Raw genomic sequence first — 16872 nt, forward strand, 5'->3', positions numbered from 1 at the left:
CGTGATCCTGCGCCACGCCAGGCGCGCGCATGTCGGCCTCGGCTACGTCATCGCCGCGGCCGTGCTGGGTTTCGCGCTGCTGCTCGGGCTGGTGAGCCTCGCGCTGCCGCTGGTGGCGCAGCACCCCGCGCAGGTCAAGGGCTGGCTCGAGCACCGCACGAAGCAGCCGGTGTCGTTCTCCGGGCTGACCACGCACTGGACGCGCGTCGGGCCGCTGATCGAGCTGAAGGACCTGCGCATCGGCGAAGGCGACGCGGGCATCGCGATCGGCGACGCCGAGCTGCTGGCGTCGGTCTACATGGGCCTGCTTCCCGGCCATGCGTTCACCGAGGTGCGCCTGCGCGGCCTCGACCTGACGCTGGAGCGCAGCGACGACGGCACCTGGGACGTGCGTGGCCTGCCCGGCCAGACCGACCTGGATCCGGACGCCGACCCATTCGGCGCGCTGGAGAGCCTCGGCGAGCTGCACGTGATCGACGGCCGCCTCGCCGTGGTCGCGCCGGCCTACGGCATCGATACCGAGATTCCCCGCGTCGATCTGCGCCTGCGCGTCGACGGCCCGCGCGTGCGCGCCGGCGTGCGCGCCTGGCCGCGCAAGGGCGCGGCACCCGTCGACGGTGCGCTCGACTTCAATCGTGACAGCGGCGACGGCCGCGCCTATGTCGGCGCCGCCGACATCGACCTCCGCGACTGGACATCGGTGTTGCATGCCGGCGGCGTGCGCGCCGTGGGCGGCCGCGGCAATGCGCGCGTCTGGGCGGAGCTCAAGGGTGAGCGCGTCGCGCGCATCACCGCGAAGGGCACGATCGGTGGCGTCACGCTCGACGGTGCGGATCTCGACGGCGCCGTGCCGCGTGTCGTGTTCGACCGCGTCGACGTGCTCGGCGACTGGCGCAAGCGTGGCACGCGTTGGACGGTCGCGCTGCCGACGCTGCGCGTGGAGCAGGGCGAGTCCAAGCGCGTGCTCGACGGCCTGTCACTCGCGGGGGACGGCGGCTTCGAACTCGCCGCGCGGCACGTCGACATCGCGCCGCTGCTGCAGGCCGCCGCGCTCACCGAGCGGTTGCCGGCGGGCACGCGGCGCTGGATCCGCGGCGCCCGCCCGGCGGGCCTGGTCGACGACCTGCGCGTGGCCAGCCGCCGCGGCCGCGTCGACGTCGATGCGCGGCTGGCGTCGGTCGGCTTCGAGCGCCTGGGCACTGCGCCCGGGCTGTCCGGCATCGCCGGCCAGCTCAGCGGCGACGTCGACGGCCTGCAACTCGACTTCGACCCGAAGAGCGCCATCCGTTTCAGTTGGCCGCAGGCCTTCGGGCCGGACCATGTCGTGCATCTCACCGGCCGCACCGGTGTCTGGCGGGAAGGCGCGGGCTGGCGCGTGGGCACGCGCGCGCTGCACATCGGCGGCGTGGGCTATTCGGCCGACGTTCGCGGCGGCCTGCTGTGGCAGGGCGACGGTACGCGTCCGTTCATCGACATCGCCGCCGACATCGGCAGCACCCGGGTGCCGGTCGCCAAGCGTTTCTGGGTGCGCCACGTGATGGCGCCGACGGTCGTGAAGTGGCTCGACGACGGGCTCGTGGCCGGCCGCGTGGAGAACGGCCGCGCGGTCGTCGTCGGCGATCTCGACGACTGGCCGTTTCGCAAGCACGAGGGCAGTTTCGAGGCACGCGGCCGCGTGGTCGATGCGACCGTCAAATTCCTGCCCGACTGGCCCGCGGCGCAGGACGTGAACCTCGACGTGATGTTCGACGGCACCGGCTTCGACGTCGCCGGCAGCGGTCGGGTAGGCCAGGTGCGCCTGCCGGTGCTGACCGCATCGATCGACGACTACGGGCACGGCGCGCTGAAGGTGGGCGCGCAGGGCGATACCGATGCGGCGAAGCTGCTCGACGTGGTGCGCGCCAGCGGCCTGCGCGCGATGCAACCGGAAACCGTCGACGCCCTCGCGGCCAGCGGACCCGCGCGCGTGGATTTCGGCTTGGAGATGCCGCTGGGCCGGCATGCGCCTACGGCGATCCGCGGCGGCGTCGACCTGCGCGGCGCGATGCTGTCGGATCGTCGCTGGAACCTGCGCTTCGATGACGTGCGCGGCCGCGCACGCTACGACCAGCACGGCTTCACCGCGGCGAAGCTCGCCGTACGCCACGGCGGCCAGCCGGGCGAACTCGCGCTGCGTGCCGGGCAGGGCCATGTGCGCAGCGCAGGCAATGCATTCGAAGGCGACGTGGGCGCGAGCTTCGACATCGACGAACTGCTCGCGCGCGCACCGGAAATGAACTGGCTTGAGCCGTACGTGGCGGGGCGTTCGGGCTGGACCGTCGGCATCGTCGTGCCGCAGGGCAAGGGCAGCGTCGCCGCGCGTCTGCAGTTGCGCAGCAATCTCGTCGGCACGTCGCTCGACCTGCCGGCGCCGCTGCGTAAGCCGGCTCCGCAGGCACTCGCCGCCCAGGTCGATACGCCATTACCGCTGGGGAGCGGCGAGGTGCGCGTGTCGCTGGGCGATCTCGTCGGCGTGCGTGCGCGCACCGATCGCGGACGCACCGGCGTGCGCGTGGTGCTGGGCGAGGGCGAGGTGGCCGAGCCCGCGCCCGCGTCGGGCCTGGTGGCGACCGGCCGCGCCGCCCAGTTCGATGCGCTCGACTGGATCGCGTTCGCGCGCGGCGGCGAGCGTGGCGGCGGCGCGGGGCTTTCATTGCAGAAGGTCGACGTGACCGCTGCGCGGCTGTCGATGCTGGGCGGGCAGTTCGGCGAAACGCGGTTGCAGGTCGCGCCGTCCGCGGGCGGTGCGCTGACCGTGCGGGCCGAAGGTGCGTCCCTCGCCGGCGGCGTGACCGTTCCGGATAACGGCGCGATCACCGGGCGTTTCGGTCGCGTGTTCTGGAAGGGCGCGCCCGAAGGTTTCGTGGCGGCTTCAGCGACGTCGGCCCGTGCAACGCCGGCCGCCACGCGACGCGGGACCGCGACGCGCGCGTCGGCCGCGACGGCAGCGAGCGTCGATCCGTCCAAGATCCCCGCGCTGTCGATCGACATCGACGACCTGCGCATCGGCTCGGCGCAGCTCGGCAACGCGCGCCTGCGTACGCGGCCCACGACGGCGGGCATGCGGCTCGAACAGTTCAGCGCACGCGGTCGCGCGCATCGCATCGACCTCGATGGCGACTGGACCGGGCGCGGTAGCGCGTCGCGCACGCGCCTGGCCGCGGTCGTGGCCAGCGACAACCTGGGGCTGCTGCTCGACGGCTTCGGCTTCGGCGGCCGCGTGGGCGGCGGCAAGGGCGACGTGCGCTTCGACGCCGCGTGGCCGGGCGCGCCGTCGGAATTCAGCCTCGGCGGGCTGCAGGGTTCGCTGGTGCTCGATGCGCGCGACGGGCGGCTGCTGGAGGTCGAGCCCGGTGCGGGCCGCGTGCTCGGCCTGCTGAGCCTTGCCGAATTGCCGCGCCGCCTCACGCTCGATTTCCGTGACTTCTTCGCCAAGGGTTTCAGCTTCAACCAGCTCGGCGGCCACGTGCAGTTCGGCGCCGGCCTCGCGCGCAGCGACGATTTCGCGATCAAGGGCCCCGCCGCCGACATCCGCATCCATGGCGCAGCCAACCTGCGACAGCAGACCTTCGACCAGACGATCGAGGTACGCCCGAAGTCGGGCAACCTGCTGACCGCGGTCGGTGCACTCACCGCCGGGCCCGTCGGCGCGGCGATCGGTGCTGCGGCCAGCGCGGTGATGTCGAAGCCGCTCGGCCAGATCGGCGCCAAGACCTACCGCGTGACCGGCCCGTGGGCCGACCCGAAGGTCGAGGTGATGAGCCGCGACCAGACGCGCAGAGTCGCCGCCGCGCCGCCCAGCGCCGGTTGAGGCCGCTCACGACGGCCCGCATATAGTCGGATGGATGCACGCGTCCGCCGCTTTCCAGATGGAACCACGATGACGACTTTGCTCCAGACCGCCGAATCCCGTCTGCTCGTGCCTGCCGGGCTCGACATGGCCTCGCTCGACCGCGCGCTCGGCGCGCTCGTCGGCCCCGGCGTCGATTACGGCGACCTGTATTTCCAGCATGCGCGGCGCGAGAGCTGGACGGTGGAAGACGGCATCGTCAAGGACGGTGCGCACTCGATCGAGCAGGGCGTCGGCGTGCGTGCGATCAGCGGCGAGAAGACCGGTTTCGCGTATTCGGACGAGATCGATTCGCGTGCGCTGCTCGAGGCCTCGACATCGGCACGCGCGATTTCCAAGGGCACCGTCGTCGGCGGCGAGCTGGCGAAGGACCGTCCGCTGGTGCGCGGCTCGGGCCGTGCGCTGTACGCCGCGTTCGATCCCATCGACGCGCTCGCCAACGAGGAGAAGGTGGAGGCGCTGCGCCGCATCGACCGCCTGCTGCGCGCCGCGGATCCGCGCGTGAGGCAGGTGACGGTGAGCCTGTCCGGCGGCGTCGACACCGTGCTGGTCGCGCGCAGCGACGGCCTCGTGTCGGCCGACGTGCGCCCGCTGGTGCGCCTTAACGTGCAGGTGATCGTCGAGCAGAACGGCCGTCGCGAGCAGGGTTACGCGGGCGGCGGCGGGCGTTACGGCTATGCCGAGCTGCTCGGCGGCGAGCGCCCCGAGCACCTTGCGCGCGAGGCGCTGCGCCAGGCGCTGGTGAATCTCGAGGCCGTCGATGCGCCCGCGGGCGTAATGCCCGTGGTGCTCGGCAGCGGCTGGCCCGGGGTGCTGCTGCACGAGGCGGTGGGCCACGGTCTCGAAGGCGACTTCAACCGCAAGGGCACATCGACGTACGCGGGCCGCATCGGCCAGCGCGTGGCCTCGCCGGGCGTCACCATCGTCGACGACGGCACGCTGGAAGGGCGCCGCGGCTCGCTCAACATCGACGACGAGGGCACGCCGACGAACTGCACGACGCTGATCGAGGACGGCGTGCTGGTGGGCTACATGCAGGATTCGCTCAACGCGCGTCTGATGGGCATGGCGCCGACGGGCAACGGGCGCCGCGAATCGTTCGCGCACCTGGTCATGCCGCGCATGACCAATACCTACATGCTCGCCGGCCCGCACGATCCCGAGGAAATGATCCGCTCGGTCAAGCGCGGCCTGTACGCGGTGAACTTCGGCGGCGGGCAGGTCGACATCACGTCGGGCAAGTACGTGTTCTCCGCGACTGAGGCCTACATGATCGAGGACGGACGCGTGACCACGCCGGTCAAGGGCGCGATGCTGATCGGCAATGGCCCGGAAACGATGCAGAAGGTCCGGATGATCGGAAACGACCTCGCACTCGACGAGGGCGTCGGCGTCTGCGGCAAGGACGGGCAGAGCGTGCCCGTCGGCGTCGGGCAGCCGTCGCTGCTGATCGAGGGGATCACCGTGGGCGGCACGAAGGCCTGAGCCGCGGCGTGGTGCGTCACTCGTCGCTGTCGTCGAACTCGATGTCGGACCCGTCCGAGTCCTCGTCCGCGGGCGTGCCGAGCATCACCGCGCGCAGCTCGCGGAACAGCTCGCGGAACGCGCGGGGCGGCTTGTTGCGCTTGCGCTCGTCGAGTGCGTTGCGCACGAGCTGGCGCAGGCGCTGGCGGTCGGCATCGGGATGCAGGTCCAGCAGCTCGGCAAGCGCCGCGTCGCCGTCCTCCAGCAGCTTCGTGCGCCAGGCCTCGACGCGATGCAGTGCCGCCGCTTCAGCGCGCGAGGCATCGCTCTTCTCGTCCAGCGCGTCGCGCATGGCCTGCAGCTCGGCCTCGTCCAGCTTGCGCATCTGCTTGGCGAGGAACGCCAGCTGGCGCTTGCGCGCGATGTTGGAGGTGATGCGACGGGTGTCCTCGATGTGCGGGATCGTCGACTCGGGCACCGGCACGCGCGACATCTGCGCGGGCGTCAGTTCCACCAGCGCCTTCGCCAGCTCCAGCACGTCGAGCGCGTCCCGCCGCCTCTGGCTGCGGCTGGGGCCAAGGAATTCACCGCTCTCTTCGTCGCGACCACGCATCGTCATAATCCCGCGCGCGACCTGCGTCGCGACGCCTTGCACCGCCCGCGCACGATCGCGGACACGAGCACGAAGGATAAGTCATTGAACGCCACCACCACTTCGCCCGTCCTCCACGACGACAGCATCGAGCGCCTCGGCGCGCTCGCTGGACTCTCGGAGCGCCTGCTCGACCTCGCGCGCGACCGCGGTGCCACGCAGGCGGAGGTGAGCTGCTCGGAGGAGGCCGGTCTAAGCGTCTCGGTGCGTATGGGCGAGGTGGAGACGGTCGAATCCACCCGTGACCGCGGCATCGCCGTCACCGTGTATTTCGGCCAGCGCAAGGGCAGCGCGAGTACGGCGGACCTGCGCGAGGAGAGCCTGGTGGCGACGGTCGAGCAGGCCTGCGCGATCGCGAAATACACCGAGGACGACCCCGCCGCGGGCCTCGCCGACGCCGAGCTGATGGCGCGCGAGGTGCGCGAATTCGATGCCTGGCATCCGTGGTCCATCGACGCGGATCGCGCGATCGACCTCGCGCTCGCCTGCGAGCAGGCCGGGCGCGATGCGGACGCGCGCGTGGAGAATTCCGACGGCGCGTCGCTCAGCAGCGGCCGCAGCCTGTCGGTCTACGCCAACTCGCACGGCTTCGTCGGCCGCGAGCGTGGCACGCAGCATTCGCTTGGATGCGCGCTCATCGCCGGCCGCGGGGACGCGATGCAGCGCGACGGCTGGTACAGCTTCGGGTTGTCGTCGAACGACCTCGAATCGCCGGCCGCGATCGGCCGCCGCGCCGCCGAGCGCGCCGTGGGTCGCCTCTCGCCGCGCCAGCTGCGCACGGGCGAGTACCCGGTGGTGTTCGCGGCGGAAGTCGCGCGCTCGCTGGTCGGGCATCTGCTGGGCGCGGTGTCGGGCGGCGCGCTGTATCGCGGCGCGAGCTTCCTCGTCGGCACGATGGGCACGCAGCTGTTCCCGTCGTGGCTGTCGATCCACGAGCGGCCCTTCATGCCGCGCGGCCTGCGCTCGTCGTCCTTCGACGCGGAGGGCGTGGCGACGCGCGAATCGGCGCTGGTCGAGAACGGCGTGCTGCAGCGCTACGTGCTGGGCAGCTATTCGGCGCGCAAGCTCGGCCTGGAGACGACCGCGAACGCGGGCGGCGTGCATAACCTCGAGGTGTCGCCCAACGCCGACGGCGTCGATGCCGTGCTCGCCGCGATGGGCAGCGGCCTGCTGGTCACCGAGCTGATGGGCCACGGCGCCAACACGACGACCGGCGACTACTCGCGCGGCGCGGGCGGTTTCTGGGTCGAGGACGGCCGCATCCAGTACCCGGTCGACGGCGTGACCGTCGCCGGCCATCTCGGGGAGATGTTCCGCCGCATCGAGGCGGTCGGCGCCGACGTCGACCGGCGCTCGCACATCCGCACCGGCTCGATCCTCGTGGGCCGCATGACGGTGGCGGGCGAGGTGACGGATGGCGGTTGACCTGCGCATGCGGGTGAAGCGAGAGTGAACGCTGAATCGACTTCATCCGCAGGAGCAGCGTCATGAGCGACATCCCCGAAACCCCCGGCGACGCCACGCCCCCGCCGCCCTACACGGCGCCTAACAACCATGCGAGCGGCCGCTCCGCCGAGGAGCGCCAGTGGGCGATGTTCGCGCACCTCTCCGCACTGGTCGGCGGCCTGGTGACCGCGGGCTGGGCGGCGAGCCTCGGCTGCATCATCGGCCCGCTGGTCATCTGGATGATGAAGAAGGAAACCATGCCCTTCGTCGACGACCAGGGCAAGGAAGCGCTGAACTTCAACATCACCGTCGGCATCGTGTTCCTGGTGCTCTGGGTGCTGACGTTCATGACCCTCGGCATCGGCATCCTGCTGACCGGCCCGCTGATGCTGATCGTCGGCCTGGCCTGGCTGGTGGTCACGATCATCGCGGCGATCAAGGCCAACGAAGGCGTCGCCTATCGTTATCCGTTCGCGCTGCGCCTCGTGAAGTAAGCGCGGCGACCTCGAAGAAAAAGCCCGGCTCCCGCCGGGCTTTTTCGTTGGGTCAGTGGTTGCGTTCCACCGCCAGCCTTCCGAGCGCGGACAGCGCCGCCGCGCGTTCGCCGAAACCGGCCAGCGCGTCGTCCATTTCCCCGACGAGCGCCGAAAGCCGCGCCTTCGAGGCATCGAGGCCGATCAGCGACGGGAACGTCGCCTTGTCCTGCTCCGCATCCTTGCCGGCGGTCTTGCCAAGCTGCGCGGTATCGGCCTCTATGTCGAGGATGTCGTCGCGCACCTGGAAGGCGAGGCCGAGGGCGTCGGCGAAGCGATCGAGCCGTGCGAGCGCGTCCGCATCCGCACGACCGCACAGTGCGCCCATGCGGACCGACGCGCGGATCAGCGCGCCGGTCTTCATCGCATGCAGGCGCTCCAGCGCGCGCAGGTCGACCGACTCGCGACTGCCCGTCGCATCGACGTCGAGTGCCTGGCCGCCGCACATACCGGCGGCGCCCGAGGCGCGCGCGAGCGTGCGCACGAGCTCGACGGCGCTCGCCGGATCGACCGCCGCCCGCGTAAGCACGTCGAAGGCGAGCGACTGCAGCGCGTCGCCGGCGAGTACGGCGGTGGCCTCGTCGAAGGCGACATGCACGGTCGGCTGGCCGCGGCGCAGCGCGTCGTCGTCCATCGACGGCAGGTCGTCGTGCACCAGCGAGTAGGCGTGGATCAGTTCGACCGCGACGGCGGCCGACAGCAACGCCTCGTCGTCGGCATCGAAAAGCGCGCCGCTGGCGAGCACCAGCAGCGGGCGCATGCGCTTGCCGCCCAGCAGCACCGCATGGCGCATCGCGGCGCGCAGGCGCGGCGGGCTGTCGTCGAGGTCGAGCGCCCGTTCCAGCTCGGCGTCGATGAGGCCGCGCCAGGCCTCCAGGCGCGTGTCAGGCATCGGGTACGGCGGCGTGCGGGTACGGCTGGGCGCCAGCGGGATCCTGCGGATCGGTCAGCAGGCGCACGCGCATCTCGGCTTCCTCGAGCGCGGTCTGGCAGCGGCGGTAGAGACCGACGCCCTGCTCGTAGGCGGCGAGCGATTCGTCGAGCGACATGTCGCCCTGTTCCATGCGCTCGACCAGCTGCTCGAGCGCATCGAGCGAGCGTTCGAAATCGGCGACGGGCGAGGGTTCGGGCGTGTCTTTTCGCGGCATGGGCGAAGTGTGGCGGCGGGCGCCGGGGGGGTCAATGCGACGGGAGTGTGGCGGGCGGACGGTCGCGCCACGGTGATGCTCAGGCGCCGGGCGGGCGTATCCATGCGAGACGGCTGCCTGCGGCAGCGAGTTCCTCGCCGAAGCTGCCGGCGACGACGATATCGCCGGCCGCGAGTACGTCGTCGCCGCGCACCAGCAGCGGCAGGTGCTCGCGGGTCCACGGCGGCACGCGGAGGTCCTGCAGCACGTGCTTCAGTGCGTGGCCATGCGAGCGACCTGCAAGGCGGATGCGCTCGCCGCCCCGGCGGGCCCGGATGCGAACCGGGGCCGGGAGCAGGTGCGAGGGCTCCAGCGTCAGCACGCCGCCATCGGGCAGCCCGATCGGCGCGCCGCCGTCCCATTCCAGATCAAGCGCCGGGTCGAGCGGCGCGCTCGCGGAGGCGGCATGCAGCCACCCGCGCCAGCTGCGTACGACGGCGCCATGCCATTGGAAGCGGGCGGTCGCATCGTCGCGGGGCGCGAGCAGGTCGGACTCGATGCGGCGCAGGCCTTCGGCCGGCAGCGGTGGCAGGCGGAGCGCGTGCATCCACGCTCGAAGCACGCGTGCGCGGCGAGCCGGCCGCAGGGCGAGTAACGCCTCGATCGACAAGGTGTCGGCGCGATCGGGCGTGCATGCGGACAGCGCCGTTTCATCGTCGGCGGAAAGAAGTCGCGCCGCATCGCGCGCGTGCATCGCCGAGGCGGCGAATGCGGCATCGGCATGCGGCCAGCGCTCGCGCAGCAGCGGCAGCACGTGGTGACGCAGGAAGTTGCGGTCGAGCGACGCGTCCTCGTTCGATGGATCGTCGATCCAGCGCAGCCCGCGGGCGCGTGCATAGCGCTCGATGCCCGAGCGCGACGCGTCCAGCCACGGACGCCACAGCCAGCCTGCAGCGAAAGCACGCAGCGGCGACATCGCGCCGAGTCCGTCGACGCCGGAGGCACGCAATGCGCGCAACAGGAACGTCTCGGCCTGGTCGTCGCGGTGATGGGCGAGGGCGAGGTACTCCCCGTGGCGCAGATGGCGCGCGAATGCCGCGTGGCGCGCGGCACGGGCCGCGCCCTCGCGGCCGAGGCCGTCGCCAACGACGTGCACAGGTTCGACACTGCAGCCGACGCCTAGCGCATCGCAGGCCTGCAGGCAGTGCGCCGCCCAGTCGTCCGCGGCCGGATGCAGGCCATGGTGCACGTGCAGCGCACGCAGGCCGTGCGTGCGAACCCTGTCGTCCCTCGCGAGCGCATGCAACAGCGCCATCGAATCCATGCCGCCGCTCAGCGCGACGCAGACGGGCGCGGCGGCGATCGGCGAGAACGGTGGGGCGGTCGGCATGCGTGGATGCTGACACGCGCGGCGAAAACGACGAAGCCCGCGTTTCCGCGGGCTCCGGCGTTCTGCACTGCAGGGCAGGGCGTCAGAACTTGTAGACGACCTTCACCGAGCTGTCGACGGCACCGTCGGAGATGTAGCCGATGGCGCCGGGGTTGGAGGCGACCTTCGCCTTCACCGCCGCGTCGCCGTCGAGCTCCTTCGGCGCCTTGGCCTTGCCGGTGAACACCAGGCGCGACCAGTACGAGGCCAGCTCGGCGCCGGACTTGCCGAGCACTTCGCGCTCGAACTCGGCGCGGGTGGCGCCGCCCTTCTGGTAGACGACCACGGCGACGGCGCCGCCGATGGTGTCGTCGCGGCCGAGGAAGGCGCGCTTGACGGCTTCGGCGTTCATTGCCGTCGCGCGGCTCTGCGCCGACACCACGACCACGCCGGCCGAGGCCTGGAACGCGCAGCCGAGGACCAGCGCGCCGATCAGGAAACGAATCTTCATGTCGGTCTCCCTCAGAACGTGAACGACACGCCGGCCGACAGCAGGTCGCCGTCAGCAGTGCCCACGATGTCGCTGCGATAGCGCGTCCAGTCGGCCTTCAGCGCCACCTTGTCGGTGACGTCCCAGCGCACGCCGACGCTCTTGAACGACTCGTCGAGCTGCTGGTTGGCGAGCGAGGCGTACACCGGCCCGAAGAGCGGGCTGGTTGCCGGCAGGCCGGCGAGCGCTTCGCCGGCGATGCGGGCATCGCGACGGCCGTAGCTCACGTGCGGCATCACCGCGCCGAAGCGGTGGCCGACGGTCGCGTACCAGTCGTGGCGGTCGACGCCGTCGAGCACGCTGTCGTCGACGCCGAACTCGGCGTACTCGCCGATCACCAGCCAGTCGGCGCGGTCGATGCGGAAGCCGAGGCTCTTGAAGCTGCCCTTGTCGGCGGAATAGTCGAGGCGCTCGGCGCGCGCGCCCTGGCCGTAGGCGTTGAGCGCCGTGGTGACCTGGTCGAGCGCGGTGCCCGTCACGGTGACGTTGCCCACGACGTAGGCCGCGCGCAGCGACAGCCACTCGTCGTACTCCATCTCCCAGCTCGCGCCGCGCACCTTCTGCAGCTTGGCGTCGACGCCGCTGTCGTGGCCGTAGATCTCGCCATCGAAGCGGCCCACGAAGGCCTGCGCCTGCGAGTACCACTTGCCCAAGTAGGCGTTGTGCGACAGGTTGACCATGTCGGCGTTCGACCAGGGCTGGTTGTACATCGCCACCGGCGGGCGCACCCACGGATACGCCTGGCCGACGTCGAGGTAGTCGGAATAGCGGTAGAACGGAATGCGCTGCCGGCCGACCTTCGCCGAGAAGCCGTTGCCCAGCTTGGCGTTGAGGTAGGCCCAGGCCAGCTCGGGGTGGAAATCCTTCCTGCCCGAGGCCAGCACCTGCGCGGTGGCGCTCACGCGCTCGCCCAGGTCGGCGTCCATCTGCACGGCCACCAGCGAGTCGCGCTCGACGTTGAGGTCGTGGTCGTAGTTGTTGTCGTCGGCGGCGACCTGCGCGAAGCGCTCGCCCTCGTGGTTGGTCTGGCCGACCACGAACTGGCCGAACCCGCTGAAGCGGACTTCGGCCTGCGCGGACGTGGCCGCGCCCAGCGCCGCGACCAGCGCGACGTAAAGCACCTTCTTCACTGCGTTCTCCGGAATCGAATGAACGGACGGCGCCCGCATGGCGGCGTCCGGCGTCCCATTAACGACCCGGGCTCACACATCTTTAACGTTTGACGGCGCTCGCGGCGGAATCGTTCAGCGAGCGGCCGGTTACACGGAATCAGGCCGCTTCGTAGGCCCCGTAACCGCGCAGGCGCTCGTAGCGGCGCTTCACAAGGTCCGCCGGCTGCATGCCGGACAGCGCGTCCAGCTCGTTCAGCAGCACCGTCTTCAGGCGGCGGGCCATCTGGCGCGGATTGCGGTGCGCGCCGCCGGTGGGCTCGCGCACCACCTTGTCGACCAGGCCCAGCGAGTGCAGGCGGCGGGCGGTGAGGCCGAGCTGCTCGGCGGCGTCCTTGGCCTTGTCGGCCGACTTCCAGAGGATGGACGCGCAGCCTTCCGGCGAGATCACCGAGTAGGTGCTGTATTCGAGCATCAGCGTGCGGTCGCCGACGCCGATCGCCAGCGCGCCGCCGGAGCCGCCTTCGCCGACCACGGTGCAGACCACCGGGATCTTCAGCTCCGCCATCTCCATCAGGTTGCGCGCGATGGCCTCGGACTGGCCGCGCTCCTCCGCGCCGATGCCGGGGTAGGCGCCGGGCGTGTCGATGAAGGTCAGCAGCGGGATGCCGAAGCGCTCGGCCATCTTCATCAGGCGCAGCGCCTTGCGGTAACCCTCCGGGCGCGGCATGCCGAAGTTGCGGCGCACCTTGGTCTTGGTGTCGCGGCCCTTCTGGTGGCCGATGATCATCACGCTGCGGCCGTCGATGCGGCCGATGCCGCCGACGATGGCGGCGTCGTCGGAATAGGCGCGGTCGCCGTGCAGTTCGTGGAACTCCTCGCACATGGTCTCGATGTAGTCGAGCGTGTACGGGCGCTGCGGATGGCGCGCCAGCTGCGAGACCTGCCACGGGGTGAGGTCGCGGAAGATCTGCGCGGTGCGCCGGCGGACCTTGTCCTGCAGGGCGCGGATCTCGGGGTCGGCCCCGAGCGAACTGCCGTCGCTGGCCTGCCGCAGTTCGGCGATCTTCGCTTCAAGATCGGCGATGGGCTGCTCGAAATCGAGGTAGTTCGGGTTCATGCGCTACCGGACGGGTGAAAGGCGGGCAGTGTAGCCGCGCCGGGTCCGCATACGCATCCGTCCGCAGCGTATGGGCCGGCTCAGTGCGCCCAGGGCTTGGAAAGGGCCAGTTTCACGGTTAGCACGCCCGGGGTGGCCCGCAGGGTTTCGACCAGCTCGTTGTCGATGCGCACGCCGTTCTGGCCGTCGAGGTCGACCATGCCGGAGGCGCCGTCCACCAGCAGGTGCAGGCGGGTCGGCGTCGGGCCCGGACGGCGTGCCTGCAGTAGGGCCTCCACGCGCGCCAGCACGCCGGCCTCGCGCAGGTCCAGCCGCACCGACAGGCGCTGGGCATTGCGCCCGCAGACCTGCGAGTACTCCCAGCAGCGCTGCGCCTTGAGGGCGAAACCGCCGGAGAAGGCGTCCTCGCGCAGGCCGCCCTGCACGATCAGCAGCCTGTCGCGGCCGATCAGCGATGCGTGCTCGGCGTAGGTCTCGGCGAAGAAGGCGCATTCCAGCCGCCCCCGGCCGTCCTCGATCTGCACGAAGACCTGCGAGTCGCCCTTCTTGCGGAAGCCGACCACCAAGCCGGCGACGGTCGTTTCCATTTCCGGGCGCCATCCGCCACGGCCGCCGGTGTCCGGGCGTGAGGCCCAGATGCGCTCGAGGTCGCCGAGGTGGAAGCCGATCAGGCCGTGCACGTCCTCGCGGTAGGGGTCGAACGGATGGCCGCTGAGGTAATGGCCGAGCGTGTCGCGCTCGTGCTCCAGCAGCTTTCCGATCGGCCATTCGTCGCTTTCCGGCAGATCCAGGTGCAGCGCCGGCGCAGCGGTGTCCACACCGCCGAACAGCGAGGCCTGGCCGGCCGCGATCTCCTTCGACAGCTGGTCGGTCGCGCGCAGCACCTCGGGCACCTGCAGGAAAAGGCTGGCGCGGTTGCGACCGAGCGCGTCGAGCGCACCGGCCTGCACCAGCGCTTCCAGCGCGCGGCGGTTGAGCTTGCCGTCGTCCACGCGCTGGCAGAGGTCGAGCAGATCCTTGAACGGGCCCGCGCGGCGCGCCTCGACGATCGACTCGCAGACGCCGCGGCCGACGCCCTTCACCGCGCCGAGGCCGTAGCGGATCGTGTCCGGCGTCGTCGCGCAGAACATGTAGGCCGACTCGTTCGCGTCCGGCGGCAGCACCGTGAGGCCCATCGCGCGCGCTTCGTCGAGGAAGCCCGTCACCTTGTCGGTGTTGTCCATGTCCGACGACAGCACGGCCGCCATGAACTCGGCGGGGTAATGCGCCTTCAGCCACGCGGTCTGGTACGAGACCAGCGCATACGCGGCCGCGTGCGACTTGTTGAAGCCGTAGCCCGCGAACTTCTCCAGCAGGTCGAAGATCGGGCCTGAAACCCTTGGCTCGATGCCGTGGTGCTCCATCGCACCGGCCTCGAACTTCACGCGCTCCTTGGCCATCTCCTCGGGCTTCTTCTTGCCCATCGCGCGGCGCAGCAGGTCGGCGCCGCCGAGCGAGTAGCCGCCCAGGATCTGCGCGGTCTGCATGACCTGCTCCTGGTAGACCACCACGCCGTAGGTCGGCGCCAGCACGGGCTCCAGCAACGGATGCGGGTACTGCACCTCCTGGCGGCCGTGCTTTCGCTCGATGAAGTCCGGGATCAGGTCCATCGGGCCCGGGCGATACAGCGACACGAGCGCGATGAGGTCGTCGAAGCGGTCGGGCTGCGCGCGCTTGAGCAGTTCGCGCATGCCGCGCGATTCGAACTGGAAGACGGCGACGGTGTCGCCGCGCGCGAACACCTCGTAGGCCTTCGCATCGTCCAGCGGCAGCGTGGTGATGTCGAGCGGCGCGGCGCCTTCCTTCGCGCGGCGCGCGTTGATCGCCTTCACCGCCCAGTCGATGATCGTGAGCGTGCGCAGGCCGAGGAAGTCGAACTTCACGAGGCCCACGGCCTCGACGTCGTCCTTGTCGAACTGCGTGACCGGGTTGCGGCCGCGGCCGCCCTCGTCGTGTTCGGCGAACAGCGGGCAGAAGTCGCTCAGGGGCGACGGCGCGATCACGACGCCGCCCGCGTGCTTGCCCGCGTTGCGGGTCAGGTCTTCGAGCTGCAGCGCGAGGTCGACGAGGTCGCGCACGTCGTCCTCGGCGTTGTAGCGCGTGATGAACTCGCCGATGGAGCGCTCGGGGTCCTTCTTCGCGCGCTCGCTGCGGCCCAGCACGTCTTCCAGCGAGAGCGGGTCGGCCGGGATCAGCGGGATGAGCTTGGAGATCGAATCGACGAAGCCATAGCCATGGCCCAGCACGCGGCCGCAGTCGCGCACCACCGCCTTCGCCGACATCGTGCCGTAGGTGATGATCTGGCTGACGCGGTCGCGCCCGTACTTGCGCGCGACGTAGTCGATCACCTCGTCGCGGCGATCCATGCAGAAGTCGATGTCGAAGTCGGGCATCGACACGCGTTCGGGGTTGAGGAAGCGCTCGAACAGCAGGTCGTAGGGCAGGGGATCGAGGTCGGTGATGCCGAGCGCCCATGCCACCAGCGAACCCGCACCGGAACCACGACCGGGCCCGACCGGGATGCCCTGCTGCTTACCCCAGTTGATGAAGTCCGCGACGATCAGGAAGTAGCCCGGGAACCCCATCTTGATGATGACGTCGAGCTCGCGCTCCAGGCGCGCGTCGTAGTCCTCGCGCGTGCGGCCGTCGGACGGCGGCGCCTTCTCGAGACGCTTGGCGAGGCCCTCGCGCGCGCTGTTGCGCAGCCACGATTCGATGGTGTGCTCGCTCGGCACCGGGAACGCCGGCAGTGCGTACTCGCCGAGCTTCATCTCGACGTTGCAGCGCATGGCGAGCGAATGCGCGTTCTCGATCGCGTCGGGCACGTCGCAAAACAGCTCGTCCATGTCGTCGCAGGACTTGAGGAACTGCTGCGGGCTGTACTCGCGCGGGCGCTTGGGGTCGTCCAGCACGCGGCCGGTCGCGATGCAGACGCGCGCCTCGTGCGCTTCGAAGCCGGACTCGTCGAGGAAGCGCACGTCGTTCGTCGCGACCACCGGGATTTCGCGCAGCGAAGACGCATGGAGCGCGAACGAGTTGAATGCTTCCTCGCCCTTGCGCCCGGTGCGCGTCAGTTCGAGATGCAGGCGCTCGCCGAAGACGTCCTTCCAGTCGACCAGCCAGGCCTCGGCGAGGTCGTGCCGACCGCCGCCCGCGAGCTGCGCAGCCAGGCTGCCACAACCGGCGAGTGCGAACAGGCCGCGGTTGTCCTCGCGCAGCCATTCCGGGCGCAGTGCGACGCCGTCGTTGCGATGGCCTTCCATCCACATGCGCGTGAGCAGGCGCGAGAGCGTCAGGTAGCCCTGGCGATCACGGCAGAGCAGCGTCATGCGCGTCGCCGCCTCGTTGCCGTCGGCCAGCGTCACGTCCGCGCCGAGGATCGGCTTGATGCCCGCGCCCTCGGCCTTCTTGTAGAACTTCACCGCGGCAAAGAGGTTGTTGATGTCGGTCAGCGCGACGGCCGGCTGGCCGAGGTCGACCGAACGCTTCACCAGCTCGCCGATGCGGATCGTCGAGTCGGCGAGCGAGTACTCGCTGTGCAGGTGGAGATGAACGAAGCGGGAAGCCATGCGGT

12 protein-coding genes are annotated in these 16872 nt (G+C 70.7%); 4 read left to right on the plus strand and 8 right to left on the minus strand.

Features of this window, described 5'->3' with window-relative positions; genetic code table 11:
• The first annotated feature begins 1 nt into the window (after position 1).
• Positions 2-3850 (plus strand): YhdP family protein, encoded by a 3849-nt coding sequence (locus IE066_RS02770; protein ID WP_189446799.1) that lies wholly within the window; start codon positions 2-4, stop codon positions 3848-3850.
• A 69-nt stretch (positions 3851-3919) separates the two neighbouring features.
• Positions 3920-5374, plus strand: coding sequence for a metalloprotease TldD (gene tldD, locus IE066_RS02775; protein WP_189446800.1), 1455 nt, complete (start codon positions 3920-3922; stop codon positions 5372-5374).
• Between the two features lie 16 nt (positions 5375-5390).
• Here tldD and yjgA read toward each other — a convergent pair whose 3' ends face one another.
• The gene (gene yjgA, locus IE066_RS02780) at positions 5391-5966 is read right to left on the minus strand and encodes a ribosome biogenesis factor YjgA (RefSeq protein WP_189446801.1); all 576 of its coding nucleotides are present in this window, start codon (positions 5964-5966) and stop codon (positions 5391-5393) included.
• Between the two features lie 84 nt (positions 5967-6050).
• Between yjgA and pmbA the strand changes: the two genes are divergently transcribed.
• Complete coding sequence (pmbA, locus tag IE066_RS02785) at positions 6051-7430, plus strand: metalloprotease PmbA (RefSeq protein WP_189446803.1); 1380 nt, start codon at positions 6051-6053, stop codon at positions 7428-7430.
• 62 nt (positions 7431-7492) lie between these two features.
• Positions 7493-7945: a DUF4870 domain-containing protein gene (locus IE066_RS02790; RefSeq protein WP_268244845.1), complete on the plus strand. Its 453-nt coding sequence runs from the start codon at positions 7493-7495 to the stop codon at positions 7943-7945.
• Between the two features lie 52 nt (positions 7946-7997).
• Here the strand turns inward: IE066_RS02790 and IE066_RS02795 are convergent, their stop codons facing one another.
• The 7 genes from IE066_RS02795 to dnaE form a co-directional block, all read right to left on the minus strand.
• The gene (locus IE066_RS02795; protein ID WP_189446805.1) at positions 7998-8876 is read right to left on the minus strand and encodes a polyprenyl synthetase family protein; all 879 of its coding nucleotides are present in this window, start codon (positions 8874-8876) and stop codon (positions 7998-8000) included.
• Positions 8869-9132 (minus strand): exodeoxyribonuclease VII small subunit, encoded by a 264-nt coding sequence (locus IE066_RS02800; protein WP_189446807.1) that lies wholly within the window; start codon positions 9130-9132, stop codon positions 8869-8871. The genes IE066_RS02795 and IE066_RS02800 overlap by 8 nt, the downstream gene beginning before the upstream one ends.
• A 79-nt stretch (positions 9133-9211) precedes the next feature.
• Complete coding sequence (gene tilS / locus IE066_RS02805; protein ID WP_189446809.1) at positions 9212-10501, minus strand: tRNA lysidine(34) synthetase TilS; 1290 nt, start codon at positions 10499-10501, stop codon at positions 9212-9214.
• Between the two features lie 82 nt (positions 10502-10583).
• On the minus strand, positions 10584-10991 hold the full coding sequence (locus IE066_RS02810) for a type 2 periplasmic-binding domain-containing protein (RefSeq protein WP_189446811.1): 408 nt from the start codon (positions 10989-10991) through the stop codon (positions 10584-10586).
• 11 nt (positions 10992-11002) lie between these two features.
• Entirely contained in the window at positions 11003-12160 is a 1158-nt protein-coding gene (locus IE066_RS02815) for a hypothetical protein (RefSeq protein WP_189446813.1), read from the minus strand.
• A 139-nt stretch (positions 12161-12299) separates the two neighbouring features.
• Entirely contained in the window at positions 12300-13259 is a 960-nt protein-coding gene (locus IE066_RS02820) for an acetyl-CoA carboxylase carboxyltransferase subunit alpha (RefSeq protein WP_189446815.1), read from the minus strand.
• A gap of 80 nt (positions 13260-13339) precedes the next feature.
• Positions 13340-16867 (minus strand): DNA polymerase III subunit alpha, encoded by a 3528-nt coding sequence (gene dnaE / locus IE066_RS02825; protein ID WP_189446817.1) that lies wholly within the window; start codon positions 16865-16867, stop codon positions 13340-13342.
• Positions 16868-16872: the final 5 nt, after the last annotated feature.

The organism is Cognatilysobacter xinjiangensis, assembly GCF_014651995.1.
In the GTDB taxonomy this organism is placed as follows: Bacteria; Pseudomonadota; Gammaproteobacteria; order Xanthomonadales; family Xanthomonadaceae; genus Cognatilysobacter; species Cognatilysobacter xinjiangensis.

Excerpts from the sequence above, each read along its gene's own strand:
- tldD (WP_189446800.1), top strand. The coding sequence starts at position 3,920 with ATGACGACTTTGCTCCAGACCGCCGAATCCCGTCTGCTCGTGCCTGCC.
- yjgA (WP_189446801.1), bottom strand. The coding sequence starts at position 5,966 with ATGCGTGGTCGCGACGAAGAGAGCGGTGAATTCCTTGGCCCCAGCCGC.
- IE066_RS02790 (WP_268244845.1), top strand. The coding sequence starts at position 7,493 with ATGAGCGACATCCCCGAAACCCCCGGCGACGCCACGCCCCCGCCGCCC.
- IE066_RS02795 (WP_189446805.1), bottom strand. The coding sequence starts at position 8,876 with ATGCCTGACACGCGCCTGGAGGCCTGGCGCGGCCTCATCGACGCCGAG.
- IE066_RS02800 (WP_189446807.1), bottom strand. The coding sequence starts at position 9,132 with ATGCCGCGAAAAGACACGCCCGAACCCTCGCCCGTCGCCGATTTCGAA.
- tilS (WP_189446809.1), bottom strand. The coding sequence starts at position 10,501 with ATGCCGACCGCCCCACCGTTCTCGCCGATCGCCGCCGCGCCCGTCTGC.
- IE066_RS02810 (WP_189446811.1), bottom strand. The coding sequence starts at position 10,991 with ATGAAGATTCGTTTCCTGATCGGCGCGCTGGTCCTCGGCTGCGCGTTC.
- IE066_RS02820 (WP_189446815.1), bottom strand. The coding sequence starts at position 13,259 with ATGAACCCGAACTACCTCGATTTCGAGCAGCCCATCGCCGATCTTGAA.
- dnaE (WP_189446817.1), bottom strand. The coding sequence starts at position 16,867 with ATGGCTTCCCGCTTCGTTCATCTCCACCTGCACAGCGAGTACTCGCTC.